Genomic DNA, 19,016 nt, shown 5'->3' with positions numbered 1-19,016 from the left:
GGATCCGTGAGGATCCGGCCGGCTTCAGGAAGTCAGCGCGCGCTCAGAGAGCGCGGATGTTCGCCGCCTGCATGCCCTTGGGGCCACGCTCAGCGTCGAATTCGACCTTCTGGTTCTCGCGGAGCTCCTTGAAACCGGAGCCGGCGATAGCCGAGTAGTGGGCGAAGAGGTCGTCCGAGCCGTCATCGGGAGCGATGAAGCCGAAGCCCTTTTCCGCGTTGAACCATTTCACAGTGCCAGTGGCCATGTGTTTCTACTTTCTATTTGACTTAGCCGTTTGCACGGCCTACGCGGAATCGGAACATCCGACACGCGCGCTTGCTCAAGGTACCACGGCTGGCTGACGTGCAGCAGAGAACGTCGGATTCTGTTGCAGAAGAGCCGCCTCGGTGCGCGTGCTCACACCGAGCTTGCGCAACACCGCCGATACATGGACGCTCACGGTCTTGACGCTGATGAAGAGCCGCTCGCCGATCTGGCGGTTGCTCAAGCCCTCGGCGATGAGTTCGAGCACCTGCTTCTCGCGCGCGGTCAGCGGGTCGGCGCCGGCGGACGCCTCCGACGCGAGGCGCACCCCGAACCCCGCGTCGGTGGCGAACCGCGCGACGGCGGCCTGCAGGTGCGCATGCCCCAGAGCTTCCGCGATCTCCGCCGCCTCGGCGAGCACGACCGACGCCGCCGGTCGGTCACCCTCATGCACCCGCATGCGCGCCTGCTCGAGCCGGAGCACGACGCGGAAGGTGACGGGCACGTCTTCCCCGTCGGCGCACAGCAGTGCCGCGTCGAGCGAGTCGGGGTGCGGTTCGAGCAGGGCGTCGAGGATGGTCGACCAGGCATCGTCTTGCAGCTGTGCGGGCTGCGCGAGCCAGGCGGTGCGGATCGCGTCGACGGCGGCCGCAACATCGGCGCCCTCTGCCCGCAGCTCGGCGATGAGCGCCCCGCCCTGCAGCAGGAGCCGCCGTTGGTGCAGCAGGGCCGGCCGTTCGTCCCGAAGCATCTCGAGGATGGTGTCGAGCGCTCCGCGGAGGTCGCCCGCGCTCTCGGCCACCGCGACCGTCATCATCACCCGGTCGTACCAGATCTGCCGCTCGGAGATGCCGGTCTCGTGGAAAGCCGGAAGCCATTCCTGCAGCAGCTCGTCGGCCTCGTCCGTCCTGCCCCGCCAGGCGAGAACCCGCACCCGGGTCATGCTCATGTACATGCGGAACACGCGCAGGGTTCCCTGCATCATGTCGCGCGACAGCATCTCCTCCACCCGGTCGATCTCACCGAGCTCGAGCAGGGGGACGACCATGTTCTGCGCCATGATCGACCCCGAGGTGCGCTCGACGCGCAGCTCCCGCGCGCGGCGCAGGCCCTCTTCGGCGACTTCGACCGCCTCGCGGTAGCGGCCGAGCAGGGTCAGCAGGTCGGAGTAGTTGACGCGGTACCGCATCTCGGCATTCGAGCCCGTCGCGAGGTCGCGCGCGCGTTCATACTGGCGCACGCCCGCCTCGACCTCGCCCAGGTGCGCGAGGGAGCCGCCGCGGACATTCGCCGCGATCGACAGCTGATCCGTGGACGGCGCCCCTGCGGCCCCACGCTCGGCCTCATCCGCGAGCCGGATCGCCTCTTCACGGTCGCCCGCGATCATGCGCCGGCTCGCGAGCTGGTTGAGCAGCTCGGCCCGGAAGACCTCGTCGTCGACATGCGCCTCGGCGATGGCCAGGGCCTGTTGCAGCAGCGGGATCGCCCCGAGGCGGCCGAGGTTGACCAGGTACAGCGCCTTGTTGCGCAGAAGTCGCGCATGCAGACGCGGCTCGACGGTCTCGGGGTCGACCTCGGCGAGCGCGAGGTTCGCCACAGCGAGCGCCCGTTCGCCGTCGCCGGCGTTGCGCAGGATCGACCCCAGCACCAGAAGCAGATCGAGGCGATCGAGGCGCGCGGCATCGGCGGCATCGGGGACGAGAGGCCACAGCTCCAGCGCGAGTTCGCCGAAGCGGGCGGCGGTCGCGAACGCATACTGCGCCTTCGCGTGGCGCATGGCATCGGCCGCGGCGACGAGAGCCTTCCGATCGTCTTGCGCGAGCTGCCAGTGGTACGCGAGCGCGGCAGCGTCGTCGCCCCCGTCGCTGCCCGAAGCCGCAGCCTCGAGGGCCTCGGCGTAGGCGCGATGCAGGCGGGCACGTTCACCGGGAAGCAGGTCGTCGTGCACGGCCTCGCGCAGGAGGGCATGCCGGAACCGATAGTCGTCGTCGGCCACGACCAGGATGCCGCTGCGCGTCGCCTCGCGGATCGCCTCGTCGAGCCGCTGCTCCGGAAGGTCGGCGAGGCGGGTGATCAGCGGATGCGACAGCGGACGCTCGGCACCGGAGGCGACTTTGACGACGTGCTGCGCATCGTCGCCGAGACGGTCGAACCGGGCCAGCAGCAGGTCGCGGAGTCCGTCGGGGAGGGGACCGTTCGCGCATCCCGCGATCTCTTCGACGAAGAACGGCACGCCCTCGGCCCGCTCCTGCATGCGATCGAAGGCGGCCTCGGAGAGTGGACGGCCGCTGATCCGCTCGGCCAGTTCCCGCACCGCGGCTGTGTCGAGCCGGGCGAGCGTGAGGCGCTCGAGCAGGCGCGCACGCGTGGCCTCGCCGATGAAACGGCTCACCGCGTCTCCGCGTCGCACGTCGTCGCTCCGGCAGGTGAGGAGCAGCAGGATGCGCCCACGGTCGAGCGCGCGCAGGAGGAAGGACAGGATGGCGAGCGTCGAATCATCGGCCCAGTGCAGATCTTCGACCACGAGCACCTGGGGTGCCCGCTCGGCGGCTGCCTCGATCAGGGAGGCGATGGCGTCGCGGAGTCGCTCGGGGCTGGTGCGCTCGCGGTCGGTCGGCGCATCCACGAGCTCCGGCAGCAGCATGGCCAGGGCCTCGACGCCCACCCCGACCGACTCGCGCACCCGCTCGACGCCCATGCACGTGACGATGGAGCGGAGGATGCCGGTGAGCGGGCCGTATGGCGTGCGGGAACCGCCGAGGTCGAGGCACCACCCCACATGGACGTCGGCGGTGTGCTCGATCTCGGCGGTGAACTCGCGCAGCAGCCGGGATTTGCCCATCCCCGCATCGCCCTCGACGAGCAGCGCCGCCGGCACCCCCTCACGCACGTCGTCGAACAGCCGGCGCACTTCGGCGAGCTCGGCCGCACGACCGACCATCACGGTGCTCGGTGCGGAGGAAGGCATGGGTTCATGATCCCACCCTCCGCCGACATTCGGGGCGGACCGCGATCCGGTCCGAACGGCCGCGTCGCTCACCGTGCGACGGAGGCCGTCCGGTCGCAGGCGGAGGCCGGATGCGAGGTCGACACGGTCGCGGCGCGGGACGTCACGGGTCGGGTCTTCGCGGTCTGGCTGCTGACGGATCGCCCCGCGTCCAGGCGGAAGATGCGGCGCAGCATCCGACGCGCCGCCCCCGGGGAACGAGGAACGATCTGGTCGGCGCGCTCGATGAGCATGCGCCGACGCGCGGCTGCGCGCTCCAGCTCCTCGTGCTGGTAACCGGTGTACTGCTCGGTGAAAAACGTGTGCTCGAACATGGGATCTCCTCGTCGGTGTGGTGTATCCCTACACTCCGCTCTGAGGTACCTCGCCGACATCGGACGGATTCCCTATCTTTCCGGTGCCGATGCCTAGGGGTGCCGCCTGGTGATGGCCACGACTAGGCGGGCGGCGTCTCCGCGCGCAGCGGCGACCGCCGGGCCGAGGGGCGCGACCGCGCCGGCACGAGGATCGCCATCACCCGCACGAGCGTGGCCATCCACAGCAGTCCGAGCCCGACGACGACGGCTTCGACCGCCGTGGCCGAGTACAGACCGAACGGCACCCACAGCACGACGGACACCACGATGAGCAGTCCGACGCCGACCGACGTGATCAGCAACGCGCGGGGAGGACCGGGGATGGCGGCCACGGTGGCGGCCGCGGCACCGAGGAACAGGACGAGTGTCGCGAAGGCGGCGATGTCGTGCGGGAGAGGCAGCCGGTGCAGCGGCAGCATGCCCACGGCGGCGAGCGCGACACCGGCCGCCGCCCACAGCGCGACCACCACGGCGATGCGCCGCAGAGCGGAGTCGCCGAGCATCCGGTGCAGGTCACGGCCGATGTACGAGCCGACGGTCGCGATCAGGAGCCCCGCGACGACGAGGGTGCCGTTGAAGGCCCACCCGGACCCGAGCTGCGAGAAGTTCTCCTCCCACCAGCGCGGGTCGGCGGACGTGACCATGGCGAAGAGCGTGCCGATCACGAGGAATCCGAACAGGAGGGCAGATAGGTCGGCCGTGCGCAGTCCGATGCCGGCCCCGAAGGCGAAGCGGCCGCCGACGGCCGAGGCGACACCCGCGAGCAGACCCCCGCCGACCGCCGCGAGCTGCAGACCCTGGAGGCCGACGGCGAGGATCTCGGCCGTGAGCAGGACACCCATCACGGTGACCGCTCCGAAAGCGACGGTGAGCGCGACGGTCGAGAGGTCGGAGGCCACGGCCTGCCAGCGCGGCATCGGCCCGGTCTCCGCGCGACGGTGCATCAGCGTGCTCGTCAGGAACGCGGCGGCGGCGACGATGCCGGCGACCGCCGCGACCGGCACCGCGAGCGATCCTGGACCGGTGAGCGGGCGTGGGTCACCACGAAGGAGCAGGATGCCCGCGACGGCACCGACGACGAAGCAGACCACGGTCGCCCAGACGGCCCTCGTCTCGCCGCGCAGCTTCTCGTCCCGCTCCATGCGCCCATGCAAGCACGCGCCTCGGACGCGCGGAAGATCCCGCTCCGCTCCGCTCGCGCTTCGAGTCGTCCGGGAAGGCCGGTCAGGCGTGCTGCAGAGCCTTGGGGGTGAAGTAGGTGACCTCTCCGGTCTCATCCTCGATGCCGAAGATGAACTGCCCCGAGGGCGTCGCGCAGATGTCGATGACCTTTCCGCGTGAACGCGGGGTGATGACTTCGTCGCCCGGCTTGAATGTGGTCTTCGTCATGGCGCGATCGTACAGCGCTCGACGCGGCGAGGCCCGGCGCCTGAACGGCATCCGGGCCTCGCCACCTGGGGCTCGAGGTCAGGCGTCGACGTCGCCGCGCCAGGCTCCGGTCTCGACGCCGCGGCCCTCGATGAACTCCTTGAAGTTCTGGAGGTCCTTCTTCACCGCGTGCCCGCCGGCGCCCACGAGGGAGCCGATCTTCTCGAGCAGCCCCTCGGGCGCCCAGTCCAGCTGCACGGTCACGCGCGTGGACGTGTCGTCGAGCTTGTGGAACGTCACGACACCCGCGTGCTCGGTCTCGCCGCCGGTGCTGTTCCACGCGACGCGCTCATCCGGGTGCTGCTCGGTGATCTCGGCGTCGAACTCGCGGGTCGCGCCGCCGACCTTCACCTTCCAGTGCGTGTGGGTGTCGTCGATCTGAGTGATCGACTCGACTTCGTCGAGGAACTTCGGGAAGCTCTCGAACTGCGTCCACTGGTTGTACGCCGTGCGGACGGGGACGTCGACGTCGATGGTCTCGATGATCTGCACCATGTGATGCTCCTCACTTCTCGTCGTTCGTGTCATCCCATTCAGCCCGGAGCAGCGAGGATCGGCCACGGGGTTGACAGCCGCGTCATCGCACGTCGATCATCCGCGGCGTCGCGGCGCTACCGTTGAGGTCATGCGCATCCCCGCCGCGATCCGCGCCTCCCAGCGCTCTCCGCTGCTGCAGGTCGTGAAGTCGGCCGCGGCGACGATCGCGGCGTGGCTCATCGCGGGATGGGTGTTCCCCGCGCAGCTGCCGGTGTTCGCCGCGATCGCCGCGCTCCTGGTCGTGCAGCCGAGTGTGAACCAGTCGCTGTCGAAGGCGCTCGAGCGCAGCATCGGGGTGATCGCCGGCGTGGTGATCGCCGTCGCGCTCGGGCTGCTCCTGGGCTCGCCGAGCTGGATCGTGCTGCTCGCGATCGTCGTCGCGATGCTCGTGGCGTGGATCTTCCGCGCCTCGCCCGGCACCGGCAATCAGGTCGCGATCTCGGCGATGCTCGTGCTGGCACTGGGATCCTCCAGCCCGGAATACGCGTTCGCGCGCATCGTGGAGACCCTGATCGGCGTGGTGATCGGCATCGTCGTGAACGCGCTCATCGTGCCGCCGGTGCTGGTCGCCCCCGCTCGGCGCGACGTCGGGCTGCTCGGGCGAGAGCTCGCCGCCAGCCTCGACCGCCTGGCCGTCGCGCTGCCGGAGCCGCAGACGGCCGCCCAGCTGCAGGAGCTGATGCTGGAGGTGCGGCTGCTGCGTCCGATGAAGGATGCCGCCGACGCATCCATCGCCGCCGGTGAGGAGTCGCTCACCCTGAACCCGCGGCGCTCGAATCATCGCAGCGAACTGCAGGAGCTGCGGGAGCTGCTGGAGCGACTGTCACCGATCGTGACCCAGACGATCGGCATGACCCGCGCGTACTTCGACCACTACGACGACACGATCGGCGAAGAGCCCGCAGTGGCCGCGATCGCCGAGCAGCTGCGTCGCGCCGGACACGACGTGCGCCTCGCCGTACAGGTCGCCGAGGCGTCGCCCGAGCCCGACACGGAGACGAGCGCGATCCCCGCGCTCACCGCACCGCTCGTGATCCGCCCGCCGGCGTCGCAGCACTGGATCCTGATCGGCTCGCTCATGGAGGATCTGCGCCGCATCCGGGGCGAGCTGCTCGACGAAGACTGACCGACTCCGCCTACGCTGGTGGCATGTCCGACATGACCGTCGCGGAGGCGCTGGGCGAGCTCGCCGCGCTGGAGGATCCGAAGATGCGCGCCGCCAACGAGAAACGCGGCGACGACCACGGCATCAACCTCAGCCGGATGCGCGCGCTCGCGAAGCGGATCAAGACCGACCAGCCGCTCGCGCAGGAGCTCTGGGCGACCGGTGAGACCCCGGCGCGGCTCCTCGCCCTGCTGATCTGCCGCCCGCGCGAGTTCCGCGCCGACGAGCTCGACGCCATGCTGCGCGAGACCCGCCCGCCGAAGGTCAACGACTGGTTCGTGAACTACGTCGCCAAGAAGTCGCCGCTCGCCGAAGAGCTGCGGCTGCGCTGGTTCGACGACCCGGATCCCACGGTGGCCGCAGCCGCCTGGTCGCTCACGACGGTTCGGGTGATGAAGGACCCGGATGGCCTCGACCTCTCGCACCTGCTCGACCTGATCGAGCGCGATCTGAAGGATGCTCCATCGCGTCTGCAGTGGGCGATGAACGAGACCCTCGCGAACATCGGCATCTACCACCCGGAGTACCGCGCGCGAGCGCTGGAGATCGGCGAGCGACTCCAGGTCCTCGCCGACTACCCGACCGCACCGGGCTGCACCTCCCCCTTCGCACCGCTGTGGATCGGCGAGATCGTGCGACGCCGCGAGGGCTGAGCGCTCGTCCGGTCTGCCGTCTGCGCACACGACGCGAAGGAGATCTCACGCTCTGAAGGAGAGCATCCGGGATCCGCTCCTTCATTTCGTGAGATCTCCTTCGGAACGGGTGGGCGCGGCATCCGCCTGGGAGATCAACAGGCGTGTCTCGACGCGATTCCGCATATGAGCCAGTAACGTTATACACTTTATGAGTTGCGCGGGCACTGGGGGGACTGCACAGGGTGGTCTCTGCGCGTGCGACACGACCTGGGGAGCATCATGGCTACGCAAGACGAACTGAACGCGCTCATCACCGACATCGCACACGACATCAACGGTTTCATCGGCGCCTCCGTCGTCGATCTCGAATCCGGGATGCCACTGGCCTCGAGCTCGGTCCGACCGGACTTCGACCTCGATGTGGCCAGCGCCTACAACAGCGAGATCGTCAAGAACAAGATGCGTACGATCGAGGCGCTCGGTCTCGACGCGACCCTCGAAGACATGCTGCTCACCCTCGACACGCAGCTCCACCTGCTCAAGATGATCACCGATGAGACGTTCATCTACCTCGCCGCGGATCGCCAGGCGACGAACCTCGCACTTCTCCGCTCCGCAGTGAACCGCCATCTTGCGGCTCTGAACGCTTGACCGGCGAGGCCGTGCGCAGCGACGGCCTCGAGGAGATCTCGTGGGTGCGTGCCGCGTCGGTGGAGACGCCGATGCGGCGGGCACGCTGGAGGCACGTGAATCTGCCGAACCGCTACCGGCTCATCTTCGCCGGGCCGGTCGGCGCGGGGAAGACGACGGCCGTCCGCGCACTGAGCGACGTCCCTCCGGTCGACACCGACGTTCCGATCTCGGCCGGATCGGCGGAGTACGGCGACGGCGAGAAGACCACCACCACGGTGGGCCTCGACTACGGCGCGTGGAAACCCACGCCCGAGATCTCCGTCACCCTCATCGGGGTTCCCGGGCAAGACCGTTTCGCTCCCGCCCGACGAAGATCCTCGACCGCAGACACGCGCATCCTTCTCTGGCTGCGTGCCGACCGGTCGCACCTCGCCGCCGACGCCGCCGCGTGGATTCCTCGGTTCGCCGGCGACGGTCAGCGAATGGTCATCGCCGTCAGCCACTGCGCAGAAGAGGCGATGGGCACAGTACGCCAGGAACTCACCGAGGTCCTGGCGCGATACGGGATCCCCGCGAATCGCGTTCATGCCGCCGACGCCCGCGATCGCGACAGCGTGATGCGCGTCGCCTGCGTGGCCCTTGACCTTCCGGAAGAAGAGTCGTGAACACACACATCCGAACAGACGAACCCCCTCTCCCGAACGACGCCGCGCGCCGGGACGACGCGACCCACGGAGGCGACCCCGTGCTCATGCATCCGGAGATCGCGGCCCACTGGGAGCTCTGGTCGAGCGTCGTCAGCCAGGCTGCACTCACCCGACTGCGCCATCTGCAGGAGCGCTTCCCCGAGCTGACGACGGCCGTCCTCTCGACCGCCGACGGCCTGCACATCGCCTCCGTCGGCACGCGAGAGGAGACGGGTGAGCGGCTGGCGGCGATCAACGGTTCGCTGTTCGGCGTCGCCAGGGCCGAGGCCGAGATCATCTCCGGCGGGACGGAACCGAGCCTGTCAGCCGTCGTCTCGGTGTCGATCGGGCAGAGCCAGCTGTCATTGCTCAGCTTCGTCCTCGCACCCTACGGCCAACTGCTCCTGTCGGTATCGGCAGCGGGAGTCCAGGTCGGCACCGTGATCGTGCAGGCACGCTCGGCGGCCTACGAGCTCATCACCGCCCTCGGGCTCGCCGGCGTGCCCGGCTAGCCCTGCAGTCGCTGGCTACGCTGGGGCCATGAGCACGCACATCGCCGCAGAGCCCGGCCAGATCGCCCCCATCGTCCTGTTCCCCGGCGACCCGCTGCGAGCGAAGTGGATCGCCGAGACGTTCCTCGACGACGCCGAGCTGTACTCCGAGACCCGGGGCATGCTGGGTTTCACCGGCACCTGGGAGGGGCACCGCATCTCGGTGCAGGGTTCGGGCATGGGCCAGCCGTCTATGGCGATCTACGCGAACGAGCTGTTCGACTCCTACGACGTGCAGACGATCGTGCGGGTCGGGTCGTGCGGGGCGCTGACCGAGCGCGTCAAGGTGCGCGACATCATCATCGCCAACGGCGCGTCCACGGATTCCGGCATCAACCGCGTGCGCTTCCACGGGCTCGACTACGCGCCGGTCGCGGACTTCGGCCTCCTGCGCGCGGCCGTGGAGGCGAGCGAGGCGGAAGGCCTCGAGTCGACCGTGCATGTCGGGCAGCTGTTCTCGAGCGACCAGTTCTACAGCACCCGTCCCGAGCTCACGGAGCCGTTCGTGCAGCACGGCATCCTCGGCGTCGAGATGGAAGCGGCCGGGCTCTACACGCTCGCAGCGTACTACGGTCGGCGCGCCCTCGCGATCTGCACGGTCAGCGACCACATCGTCACGGGCGAGGAGACCACAGCGCAGGAGCGCGAGCAGACCTTCGGCGACATGATCCGCATCGCCCTGCGCGCCGCGACCGCGTAGCGCGGCATCCGTTGCTCCCCCGCCGAGCGCGGCACCGTTCCTCCCCCGCGCGATTCGCCGCGCCTGGCCGTTCGGCCGGTCAGCGAGATCAGGCGAAACCGCCGCATCAGGCAATCCAGCGGCATATCCTCCTGATCTCGCACGATTGCCTGATGCGGCTGGCGCAGGAGGGGTGAGACGCAGTGCGCACGCGCATGGGGGATGATCGAAGGACCATGACTTCCCCACCGCGGCTCGATCCCGCCCTCGTTCCGGACGCCGCGGATCCGGATGCCGTCTACCTCGCCTTCGTCGAATGGGCGGAGTCGACCGGCATCAGCCTCTACCCCGCGCAGGACGAGGCGGTCATCGAGATCGTCTCCGGAAACAACCTGATCCTCTCCACTCCCACCGGGACCGGGAAGTCGCTCGTCGCGATCGGCGCGCACTTCGCCGCCCTCGTCGCCGGCCGGCGCAGCTACTACACCGCCCCGATCAAGGCGCTCGTGAGCGAGAAGTTCTTCGCGCTGGTCGATGTCTTCGGCGCCGAGAACGTCGGCATGGTCACGGGCGACTCCTCGGTCAACGCCGATGCCCCGATCATCTGCTGCACGGCCGAGATCCTCGCGAACCTCTCGCTGCGCCAGGGCACGGATGCCGACGTCGGCCAGGTCGTGATGGACGAGTTCCACTTCTACGCCGACCCCGACCGCGGGTGGGCCTGGCAGGTGCCGCTGCTCGAGCTTCCGCAGGCACAGTTCATCCTGATGTCGGCGACCCTCGGCGACGTGACCGAGCTCGCCGCCGACCTCACCCGCCGCACCGGCCGCGAGACGGCGACCGTGACCGGCGTCGAGCGCCCCGTCCCCCTGCACTTCTTCTACGAGACCACGCCGATCCACGAGACCATCGACGACCTGCTGAACACCGGGCAGGCGCCGATCTACGTCGTGCACTTCTCGCAGGCTGCGGCCATGGAGCGGGCGCAGGCGCTGTCCAGCACGAAGGTCGCCACCCGTGAGCAGCGCGATGCGATCGCGGCACTGATCGCCGAGTTCCGCTTCACGACCGCGTTCGGCAAGACGCTCTCGCGTTTCCTCCGCGCCGGGATCGGCGTGCACCACGCCGGCATGCTGCCGAAGTACCGTCGTCTGGTCGAGCAGCTCGCCCAGCGCGGACTGCTGCGCGTCATCTGCGGCACCGACACCCTCGGCGTCGGCATCAACGTGCCGATCCGCACCGTGCTGCTCACCGCGCTGACGAAGTTCGACGGCACCCGGATGCGGCAGCTGAACGCCCGCGAGTTCCATCAGATCGCCGGTCGCGCCGGGCGGGCGGGGTACGACACCGCCGGGACGGTCGTCGCCCAGGCTCCGGAGCACGAGAGCGAGAACGTCGCCGCGGTGAAGAAGGCCGGCGACGACCCGAAGAAGAAGCGCAAGATCGTCCGCAAGAAGGCGCCCGACGGCTTCGTCTCGTGGGGCGAGCCGTCGTTCCGCAAGCTCATCGACGCGGTGCCCGAGACGCTGACCTCTCACATGCAGATCACGAGCGCCATGATGCTCAACGTGATCGCGCGCGGCGGCGATGTCTTCGCGAATATGCGCTCGCTGGTATACGACAACCATGAGCGGCGGAAACGGCAGCGCGAACTCGCGCTCCGCGCCATCGGCATCTACCGCACGCTTCGCGAATCGGGCATCGTCGAGAAGACTCCGGAGGGCGACATCCGCCTCACGGTCGACCTGCAGCCGAACTTCGCGCTCAACCAGCCGCTGTCGCCGTTCGCCCTCGCCGCGTTCGAGCTGCTCGACCCCGACGCTTCGACCAGCTCAGCGACCCAGGGGGTTGGCACCGGTTCGTACGCCCTCGACATGATCTCGATCGTGGAGTCGACCCTCGATGATCCGCGTGCGGTGCTCAGCCAGCAGGAGTTCCTCGCCCGCGGCGAAGCGGTCGCCGCGATGAAATCCGAGGGTATCGAGTACGACGAGCGGATGGAGCTGCTCGAGCAGATCACGTACCCGAAACCGCTCGACGAGCTGCTGACAGCGGCGTTCGAGACGTTCAGCGCCGCGCAGCCGTGGATCCGCGACTTCGAGCTGCACCCGAAGTCGGTCGTGCGCGACATGTATGAGCGGGCCATGTCGTTCGGGGAATATGTCGCCTACTACAAGATCGCGCGCTCCGAAGGCGTGGTGCTGCGCTACCTCTCCGACGCCTACCGCGCGGCCTCGCAGACCATCCCGGAGGAGTTCAAGGACGAAGACCTCCGCGACCTCATCGAGTGGCTCGGCGAGCTGGTGCGCCAGGTCGACTCCAGCCTGCTCGACGAGTGGGAAGAGCTGATCGCCGGGGTCGACAACGGCCGCTTCGATCCGCACGCGCCTGACGAGCCGATCGTCCCCCCGGCCCCCAAGCGCCTCACGAGCAACATCCGCGCCTTCCGCATCCTGGTGCGCAACGAGCTGTTCCGCCGGGTGCAGCTCGCGGCGCGAGAAGACGTGGACGCCCTGGCCGAGCTCGACCCCGGTTTCGGCGCCGACGCCTGGTCGGATGCGCTCGACGGGTACTACGCCGACCACGACGAGATCCTCACCGGCGGAGATGCCCGCAGCTCGAAGCTGCTCATCCTCACCGAGGGTGCCACGGCCTGGACCGCGCGACAGATCTTCGACGACCCCGCCGGCGACCACGACTGGGGCATCACCGCGACGATCGACCTGGCTGCCTCCGACGAAGCAGGTCAGGCCGTGGTGATCGTGACGGGTGTGGACCGGCTATAGCTCGGCACCGCGTCGGGCGGACATCTCCCTCACGGGCGGATGTTTCGCGGGAGGATCACCTCCCGATGCGGGGTTCTCCGCCCAGAGGTGTTGCCCTTCAGCCCCGGATCACGCCTGCATGACAGCGAGCACATTCCCGGCGGGGTCACGGAACCACGCGATGTCCGGGCCCTGTCCGTTGCCGCGGACGATGCCGCGGGAGTCGGAGGGGAACTCGTCGTCGCTGTAGATCTTCGTCTGCACGCCGCGCTCGTTGAGCTCGTCCACCGCGGCGTCGACATCCGCCACCGGGAAGTTCAGGATGGTGAAGCTCGCCGGCGTGTGGTTCGGCTTCGAGTACACGAGGATCGACCCGCCGCTGGGCAGCCGCAGGTCGAGGAACCCCATCGCGTTGACCTCGACATCGAGGCCGAGGGTCGTGCCGTAGAACTCTTTCGCCGCGTCGATATCGTCGACGCTGAATCCGCTGAATGCGTTGTCCGCTGTGAAGGCCACCATGACTCCATGGTCCGCCGTCGCCCGGCGGTTGTCGAGGGGGTCATCGACGGATGCGGGCCGTGAGCCGGTCGGTCGCCCGCAGCGGGTCGAACAGCACTCCGAGGCCGCAGGGCACGAGCAGCGCATGCACCCCGAGACAGATCGCGATCACCACCGCGGTCAGCACGACCGGGACGACGGCCTCGAGCACCGGCGTCGTCCGCCATCCGGCAGCGTGCAGCCCCGCATCGATCAGCGCGAGGGGCATCATGTGCAGCACGTAGATCGGCAGGGTCCGCCGCCCGATCCAGCGCAGCGGTCGCGCGACGGCCCCGACGTGCCGGTCGAGGAGCACGCTGAGCGACACCCCGAAGGCCACGGCGATCAGGCAGAGCAGCGGCCACGTCCCGGGCACGAGGCGGATGCCGAGCACCGAGACCACCGCGAGGGCTCCCGCGTACCCGGCGGCGAGCGCGAGCAGCACCCCGACCCCGCTCCCCATCGCGAAGCGTTCGACCATGGCCCTCAGCCGCAGCCCGACGAGGAAGAAGAACAGGTTCTGCACCAGCTGCCACAGGTTGCCGAGATCGGGGAGCACGCCTGCACCGGCGACCGCCGCGATGACGAACGCGACCGGCAGCACCACGGCGGTCGGGAGCCCGCGCGCCGCCCGCCCTATCGCGAGGTACACGGCGAGCGCGAGCAGGTACCAGAGGTTCGTCGGACTGATGGTGAGCTGCGCGAGCAGCTCCCACCCGCTGGTCGCCCGAGCCGTGTCGAACTCCGGCGTCAACGCGAGCACGACCGTCTGGATGAGAACCCACACCAGGTAGAGCAGCGCGAGCCGCCCGGCCCGTCGCCGCCAGGAGCCGCCGTCCACGTCGAGCACCGCCCGCGCCGCGAACATCCCGGAGACCAGGAAGAACAGCGGGATGCGCAGCGGCAGCAGCTGGGCGTTGAGCATCACCCAGGCACCCGTCACCGGACCCGCGCCGGGGATGTCGACCGCGACCTTCGTGACCACGTGCCAGAGCACGACGAGCAGGATGCAGATGCCCTTCGCGACATCCGGCCATCCGACCCGTGGCGCAGGCGTGGTCACGAGGCCGCGCGCACGAGTCGCGAGACCAGGTCGACGTACGTCACGCCCGCCGCGTCGAACATGCGCGGCACCTGCGAGGCGGCGGTGAGGCCGGGCATGGTGTTGACCTCGTTCAGCACCGGACCGCGGTCGGTGAGGAAGAAATCCATGCGCGCGACGCCGTCGCACCCGAGAGCATCGAACACGGCGATCGCGGCCCGTTTGAGCGCGCCCGCCTCGGCAGCCTCCAGCTGCGCCGGCACCGTGAATCGCGCACTGCCGTCGTACTTGGTGGCCGTGTCGAAGAGCCCGGTCGCGTGGATCTCCAGCGGCGGCGCCGCCCACCGGATGCCGCCCTTCTCGCGCAGCACCGCCACGTCGATCTCCCGCCCCCGCACGACCTCCTCGACGAGGATGCGGCGATCGAAGCGCGCCGCCTCCCGCAGCGCCGCGAGCAGCTGCCCCTCCTCCGTCACGAGACCCACTCCGTGACTCGACCCCGCCGATACGGGCTTGACCACGACCTCCCCCTCGAACTCCACATCGCCGATGTCGTCGGCCGCGACCAGTCGGCCGCGGGCGGTGCCGAGGCCCACGGCATCCGCCACGAGCTTGGTCGTCCACTTGTCCATGCCGATGGCTCCCGCCCGCAGCCCCGACCCGACCACACGCACTCCGGCGAGCGCACACAGGGCCGCGAGGGCACCGTCTTCGCCCAGAGCACCGTGCACCGCGGGGAAGACCACGTCGGTGCGGGTGAGCAGCGGCAGCGCGAGCGCGAGCGACTCGGCCGCCGATCCCCCGTTCGGGCGCCCGTCGACGCGCCAGATCCCGTCGCGGTCGATCGTCACGGTCGTCACGTCGTGATCGCCCATCCGCAGCGCCGCGGCCACCGCCGCCGCGGATGCCAGGGAGACCTCGTGCTCGGGGTTCTGCCCGCCCCCGATGACCAGCACCTTCGTCGTCATGCCACACTCCTCTGCACTCGTGCGCCGATGCCCGTCACGATCGTGTGCGGGATGGTGCCCGCCCACCGCGCCCACTCCTGCACCGACGGCACCGCCCCGCCCTCCGGCCCGAACACGGTCGCGACGGCACCGCGCGGGAACAGCGCGGAACCGGTGTCCACGACGATCTGGTCCATCGAGACTCGCCCCACGATCGGATGCCGCACCCCGCCGATCTCCACCCCGGCGCCCGGGGCGAGCTCGCGCGGAATGCCGTCGGCGTACCCGACCCCGACCACGCTCAAGTGCGTCTCCCGATCGGTGGTGTGCGTTCCCCCGTAGCCGACCGCCGTTCCCGCCGGCACGAGGGCGCTGTGCACCACGGGTGCGGTCCACCGTGATGCACCGGCGAGCACGGTCGTCTCCGAGGGGTCGATCCCCACGAGACCCGCGCCGACCCGCACCAGATCGAAGTGCGTCGCCGGATCCGTCAGCGCCCCCGACGTCGCCGCGAGATGCACGAGCACCGGGCCGAAGCCCGCGCGCAGCACGGCATCCCTCCCGTGCCGCATGCGCCGCACCGCCGCCGCGTTCGCCGCGGGATCGGCCTCGTCCGCCCGCGGCAGATGGCCCATCACTCCGACGACTTCCACCCGCCCCCGACCGGTGCGCGCCAGCCGGAGCAGCTCCGGCCACTCCTCCAGCGGAGCACCCCCACGGGCCATCCCCGTGTCGAGCTGCAGGTGCACGCGCACCGGGTCCGTGGCATCCGCGATCAGCTGACGCAGCTCTTCGATCGAGCCGACCGCGATGTCCACGCGGTGCGCGGCTGCGGCGGCGGCATCCACACCGGAGGGGTTCAACCAGGAGAGGATCGGCACCGTGAGGCCGGCCTCGCGGAGCGCGACGGCTTCGGCCACATCCGTGACGCCGAGCCACTCGGCACCGGCATCGACCGCGGCCCGCGCGACGGTGACGGCGCCGTGCCCGTAGCCGTCGGCCTTGACCACGGCCATGATGCGGGCGGTCGTCGCGGTCCGCACCTGGCGCAGGTTCTCGGCGACGGCATCCGGGATCGTCTGCAGGGTCGGTGCGTGCAGGCGCGAGAGCGTCACGCGCTCGGGGGCGAGAAGAGTGGTCATCGCTTCGTCCTCGGGTCGGCGGTCGGGTCGGCGAGCATCTCGGGGCAGCCCTCGTCGACGGCATCCGGACGCAGCTCGTAGTGCCAGGTCTCGTTGGCGTAGATCTGGCAGAGTCCGTAGCGCCACCCCCGCTGCGCGAGCCAGTCGAGCGCGGGCAGCGGGCCCAGGTCGACGGCGTCGCCCGTCACGTGCTCCGAGGTCTCGGGCGTGGCTACCCAGCGCCGGGCCTCGGCCTCCGAGCCGTACTGCACGATCGCGTCCTGCAGCATCCGCTCCTGCAGGGCGGGCGTGCGCCATCCGCTGTTCACACGGAACGTGATGCCGTCGTCCTCGGCATCGGATGCCGCTCGCTGCAGAGCCGCGAGCAGGTCGGGATCGAGGTTGCCGACCGCCACCCTGTCCACGTCGAACACGGTCGGCTGATCCCCGTCGCGGATCACGCCGTCGGCCTCGCTCGGCGCGATGACCGAGCCGGTGACACCTCCGTTCGGCACGGGCGTGAGGCCCGGCAGCGGACCGGTGCGTGCGGCGTCGGCGAACGCGACGGACAGCGACTGCTGCACCGCGAACACGACGATCACGGCGAGGGCGAGGGCGACGGCCACGACGACGAACCGATGGCGGCGCCGCGCTCTCGGGGAGCGGGGGATGGTGCGGGTGTTCATGTCTCCAGTGAAGGATCCCGCCGGTTGCGAGGGCGTATGCGCTTTTCCATATGCTCCCGATATGTCGCACTGCGTAGGATCTGAGCCATGCGTGTGCTGATCGTCGAGGACGAGCCCTACCTCGCCGAGGCGGTCCGCGACGGGCTGCGCCTGGAGGCGATCGCGGCCGACATCGCCGGCGACGGCGACACCGCCCTGGAGCTGCTGAGCATCAACTCCTACGACATCGCCGTGCTCGACCGCGATGTGCCCGGCCCGTCCGGTGACGACATCGCCCGGTGGATCGTCGCCTCCGGCAGCGGGATCCCGATCCTGATGCTCACCGCCGCCGACCGCCTCGACGACAAGGCGAGCGGCTTCGAGATCGGGGCCGACGACTACCTGACCAAGCCGTTCGAGCTGCGCGAGCTCGTGCTGCGACTGCGCGCCCTCGACCGCCGCCGTCAGCGCAGCCGGCCGCCGGTGCTTGAGGTCGCCGGGCTCCGCCTCGACCCGTTCCGCCGCGAGGTGTACCGCGACGACCGCTACGTCGCCCTCACCCGCAAGCAGTTCGCCGTGCTGGAGGTGCTGGTCGACGCCGAGGGCGGGGTGGTCAGTGCCGAGGAGCTGCTCGAGCGGGCCTGGGACGAGAACGCCGACCCGTTCACGAACGCCGTGCGCATCACGGTGTCGTCGCTGCGCAAGCGCCTGGGCGAGCCATGGCTGATCCTCACGGTGCCGGGTGTCGGGTACCGGATCGGGACGGATGCCGATGCCTAGGCGCCGCGGGATGAGCGCCCGCCTCAAACTCACGCTCAGCTATGCGGTGATCGTGGTGGTGTCCGGAGGTCTGCTCCTCGCCGCGGTCGGACTGTTCCTGCTGCGCTACGTGCCGGACACCGTCGACTTCTTCCCCAACCGCGGCGACCTCAGCCGGGCGTTCGTGCCGGTGGCCTCGATGGTCATGCTGGTGCTGCTCGCGTTCGGTCTCGGCGCCGGGTGGCTGCTCGCCGGACGGATGCTGGCGCCGCTCGACCGCATCGGCGACGCGGCCCGGCTCGCCGCGCAGGGGTCGCTGTCGCACCGGGTCGCGCTCGCGGGCCCCCGCGACGAGTTCCGCGATCTGGCCGACGTCTTCGACTCGATGCTCGAGCAGCTCGAGGCGCACGTCGCCGAGCAGCAGCGGTTCGCGGCGAACGCCTCGCACGAGCTGCGAACCCCGCTCGCGATCTCGCAGACCCTGCTCGAGGTCGCCGAAGCCGATCCTGACCGGGATGTCGACGCCCTGATCGCGCGTCTGCGCGAGGTGAACACCCGGGCGATCGAGCTCACCGAGGCGCTGCTGCTGCTGAGCCGCGCCGACCGCCGGACGTTCCCGCGCGAGATCGTCGACCTCTCCCTCCTCGCCGAGGGGGCGGTGGAAGCACTGCTGCCGCTCGCCGACCGACGTGGCGTGGCTGTGGAGGTGGGCGGTGCGCCCGCGCCGGTGCTCGGGTCGGCGGCACTGCTGCCGCAGCTGGTCACCAACCTCGTGCTCAACGCGATCGTGCACAACCTGTCGTCCGGTGGGGCCGTGGCCGTGCGCACGCACGCGATGCCCGAGGCGGTCGCGCTGGTGGTCGAGAACACCGGCGAGGTGCTGCCGGCGCATCTCGTGGCGACCCTCGTCGAGCCGTTCCAGCGCGGGGCCGAGCGCACCCGCGGCGACGACCATGCCGGGGCGGGACTCGGCCTCGCGATCGTCGACCGCATCACCCAGGCGCACGGCGGCACCCTGGTGCTCACCCCGCGCCCGGACGGCGGCCTGATCGTGACGGTGTGGCTGCCGCATCCGTACCCGGCGTCCGTACCCGCCTGACTTCGGGCTCTCCCGGCACCCGTCCGTCGCGGTCCGTCCCGTATCCCGAGGTTCACTTGTCGGGAGTTTTCACGGATGTCGGACCGGAACGCGGTTTCCGGTCCGACATCCGGACTTTCTCCCGACAAGTGGACCCGGGCAAGTCGGACCCGGGCAAG

Annotated in this window: 20 protein-coding genes; 9 read left to right on the top strand and 11 right to left on the bottom strand. The window is 70.0% G+C overall.

Annotation, left to right across the window (positions count from 1 at the left end):
• Nucleotides 1–43: 43 nt before the first annotated feature.
• From ACWGO6_RS15865 to ACWGO6_RS15840, 6 genes are all read right to left on the bottom strand, one after another.
• Nucleotides 44–247, bottom strand: coding sequence for a cold-shock protein (locus ACWGO6_RS15865; RefSeq protein ID WP_017831237.1), 204 nt, complete (start codon nt 245–247; stop codon nt 44–46).
• A 75-nt stretch (nt 248–322) separates the two neighbouring features.
• Nucleotides 323–3,214 (bottom strand): helix-turn-helix transcriptional regulator, encoded by a 2,892-nt coding sequence (locus ACWGO6_RS15860; protein ID WP_136041400.1) that lies wholly within the window; start codon nt 3,212–3,214, stop codon nt 323–325.
• A gap of 68 nt (nt 3,215–3,282) precedes the next feature.
• Nucleotides 3,283–3,567 carry a hypothetical protein gene (locus ACWGO6_RS15855; RefSeq protein ID WP_136041401.1) on the bottom strand — a complete coding sequence of 95 codons (285 nt, stop codon included), beginning with the start codon at nt 3,565–3,567 and terminating at the stop codon, nt 3,283–3,285.
• Between the two features lie 122 nt (nt 3,568–3,689).
• A complete protein-coding gene (locus ACWGO6_RS15850) occupies nt 3,690–4,751 on the bottom strand; it encodes a DUF998 domain-containing protein (protein ID WP_452327221.1) in 1,062 nt (353 codons plus the stop codon).
• Between the two features lie 82 nt (nt 4,752–4,833).
• Nucleotides 4,834–4,998, bottom strand: coding sequence for a single stranded DNA-binding domain-containing protein (locus ACWGO6_RS15845; RefSeq protein ID WP_168429539.1), 165 nt, complete (start codon nt 4,996–4,998; stop codon nt 4,834–4,836).
• Between the two features lie 78 nt (nt 4,999–5,076).
• Nucleotides 5,077–5,532: an SRPBCC family protein gene (locus ACWGO6_RS15840; RefSeq protein WP_136041402.1), complete on the bottom strand. Its 456-nt coding sequence runs from the start codon at nt 5,530–5,532 to the stop codon at nt 5,077–5,079.
• A gap of 130 nt (nt 5,533–5,662) precedes the next feature.
• Here ACWGO6_RS15840 and ACWGO6_RS15835 point away from each other — a divergent pair, with 130 nt between their 5' ends.
• The 7 genes from ACWGO6_RS15835 to ACWGO6_RS15805 all read left to right on the top strand — a co-directional run bounded on the left by ACWGO6_RS15835 (nt 5,663) and on the right by ACWGO6_RS15805 (nt 12,709).
• A complete protein-coding gene (locus ACWGO6_RS15835) occupies nt 5,663–6,700 on the top strand; it encodes an FUSC family protein (RefSeq protein WP_136041403.1) in 1,038 nt (345 codons plus the stop codon).
• Nucleotides 6,701–6,723: 23 nt separating this feature from the next.
• Nucleotides 6,724–7,392, top strand: a complete 669-nt coding sequence (locus tag ACWGO6_RS15830) for a DNA alkylation repair protein (RefSeq protein ID WP_452327220.1) — start codon at nt 6,724–6,726, stop codon at nt 7,390–7,392.
• Nucleotides 7,393–7,653: 261 nt separating this feature from the next.
• Nucleotides 7,654–8,025 (top strand): roadblock/LC7 domain-containing protein, encoded by a 372-nt coding sequence (locus tag ACWGO6_RS15825; RefSeq protein WP_136041405.1) that lies wholly within the window; start codon nt 7,654–7,656, stop codon nt 8,023–8,025.
• Nucleotides 8,022–8,672, top strand: a complete 651-nt coding sequence (locus ACWGO6_RS15820; protein ID WP_136041406.1) for a hypothetical protein — start codon at nt 8,022–8,024, stop codon at nt 8,670–8,672. Before ACWGO6_RS15825 ends, ACWGO6_RS15820 begins: the two co-directional genes overlap by 4 nt.
• Nucleotides 8,669–9,205 (top strand): roadblock/LC7 domain-containing protein, encoded by a 537-nt coding sequence (locus ACWGO6_RS15815; protein WP_136041407.1) that lies wholly within the window; start codon nt 8,669–8,671, stop codon nt 9,203–9,205. The genes ACWGO6_RS15820 and ACWGO6_RS15815 overlap by 4 nt, the downstream gene beginning before the upstream one ends.
• 28 nt (nt 9,206–9,233) lie before the next feature.
• A complete protein-coding gene (gene deoD, locus ACWGO6_RS15810) occupies nt 9,234–9,944 on the top strand; it encodes a purine-nucleoside phosphorylase (RefSeq protein WP_136041408.1) in 711 nt (236 codons plus the stop codon).
• A 215-nt stretch (nt 9,945–10,159) separates the two neighbouring features.
• Nucleotides 10,160–12,709, top strand: coding sequence for a DEAD/DEAH box helicase (locus ACWGO6_RS15805; RefSeq protein WP_452327219.1), 2,550 nt, complete (start codon nt 10,160–10,162; stop codon nt 12,707–12,709).
• A gap of 108 nt (nt 12,710–12,817) precedes the next feature.
• Here ACWGO6_RS15805 and ACWGO6_RS15800 read toward each other — a convergent pair whose 3' ends face one another.
• From ACWGO6_RS15800 to ACWGO6_RS15780, 5 genes are read right to left on the bottom strand one after another with little or no spacing between them, the layout of a single operon-like run.
• On the bottom strand, nt 12,818–13,207 hold the full coding sequence (locus ACWGO6_RS15800) for a VOC family protein (protein ID WP_452327218.1): 390 nt from the start codon (nt 13,205–13,207) through the stop codon (nt 12,818–12,820).
• A 40-nt stretch (nt 13,208–13,247) separates the two neighbouring features.
• Nucleotides 13,248–14,288 carry an acyltransferase family protein gene (locus ACWGO6_RS15795; protein WP_452327217.1) on the bottom strand — a complete coding sequence of 347 codons (1,041 nt, stop codon included), beginning with the start codon at nt 14,286–14,288 and terminating at the stop codon, nt 13,248–13,250.
• Nucleotides 14,285–15,235: a D-alanine--D-alanine ligase family protein gene (locus ACWGO6_RS15790; RefSeq protein WP_452327216.1), complete on the bottom strand. Its 951-nt coding sequence runs from the start codon at nt 15,233–15,235 to the stop codon at nt 14,285–14,287. The genes ACWGO6_RS15795 and ACWGO6_RS15790 overlap by 4 nt, the downstream gene beginning before the upstream one ends.
• Nucleotides 15,232–16,356 carry an alanine racemase gene (gene alr, locus ACWGO6_RS15785; RefSeq protein WP_452327215.1) on the bottom strand — a complete coding sequence of 375 codons (1,125 nt, stop codon included), beginning with the start codon at nt 16,354–16,356 and terminating at the stop codon, nt 15,232–15,234. The genes ACWGO6_RS15790 and alr overlap by 4 nt, the downstream gene beginning before the upstream one ends.
• Nucleotides 16,353–17,021 carry a M15 family metallopeptidase gene (locus tag ACWGO6_RS15780; protein WP_452327214.1) on the bottom strand — a complete coding sequence of 223 codons (669 nt, stop codon included), beginning with the start codon at nt 17,019–17,021 and terminating at the stop codon, nt 16,353–16,355. Before ACWGO6_RS15780 ends, alr begins: the two co-directional genes overlap by 4 nt.
• Nucleotides 17,022–17,108: 87 nt before the next feature.
• On the opposite strand from ACWGO6_RS15780, the gene ACWGO6_RS15775 reads away from it, so the two are divergent.
• Complete coding sequence (locus tag ACWGO6_RS15775; RefSeq protein WP_452327213.1) at nt 17,109–17,780, top strand: response regulator transcription factor; 672 nt, start codon at nt 17,109–17,111, stop codon at nt 17,778–17,780.
• A 10-nt stretch (nt 17,781–17,790) separates the two neighbouring features.
• Nucleotides 17,791–18,858 carry a sensor histidine kinase gene (locus ACWGO6_RS15770; protein ID WP_452327212.1) on the top strand — a complete coding sequence of 356 codons (1,068 nt, stop codon included), beginning with the start codon at nt 17,791–17,793 and terminating at the stop codon, nt 18,856–18,858.
• The last annotated feature ends 158 nt before the right edge of the window (nt 18,859–19,016 follow it).

The sequence above is a fragment of the Microbacterium sp. NPDC055665 genome, from assembly GCF_053618035.1.
The sequence above is the reverse complement of the archived record's forward strand: the minus strand, read 5'-3'. Positions and strand labels throughout refer to the sequence as shown.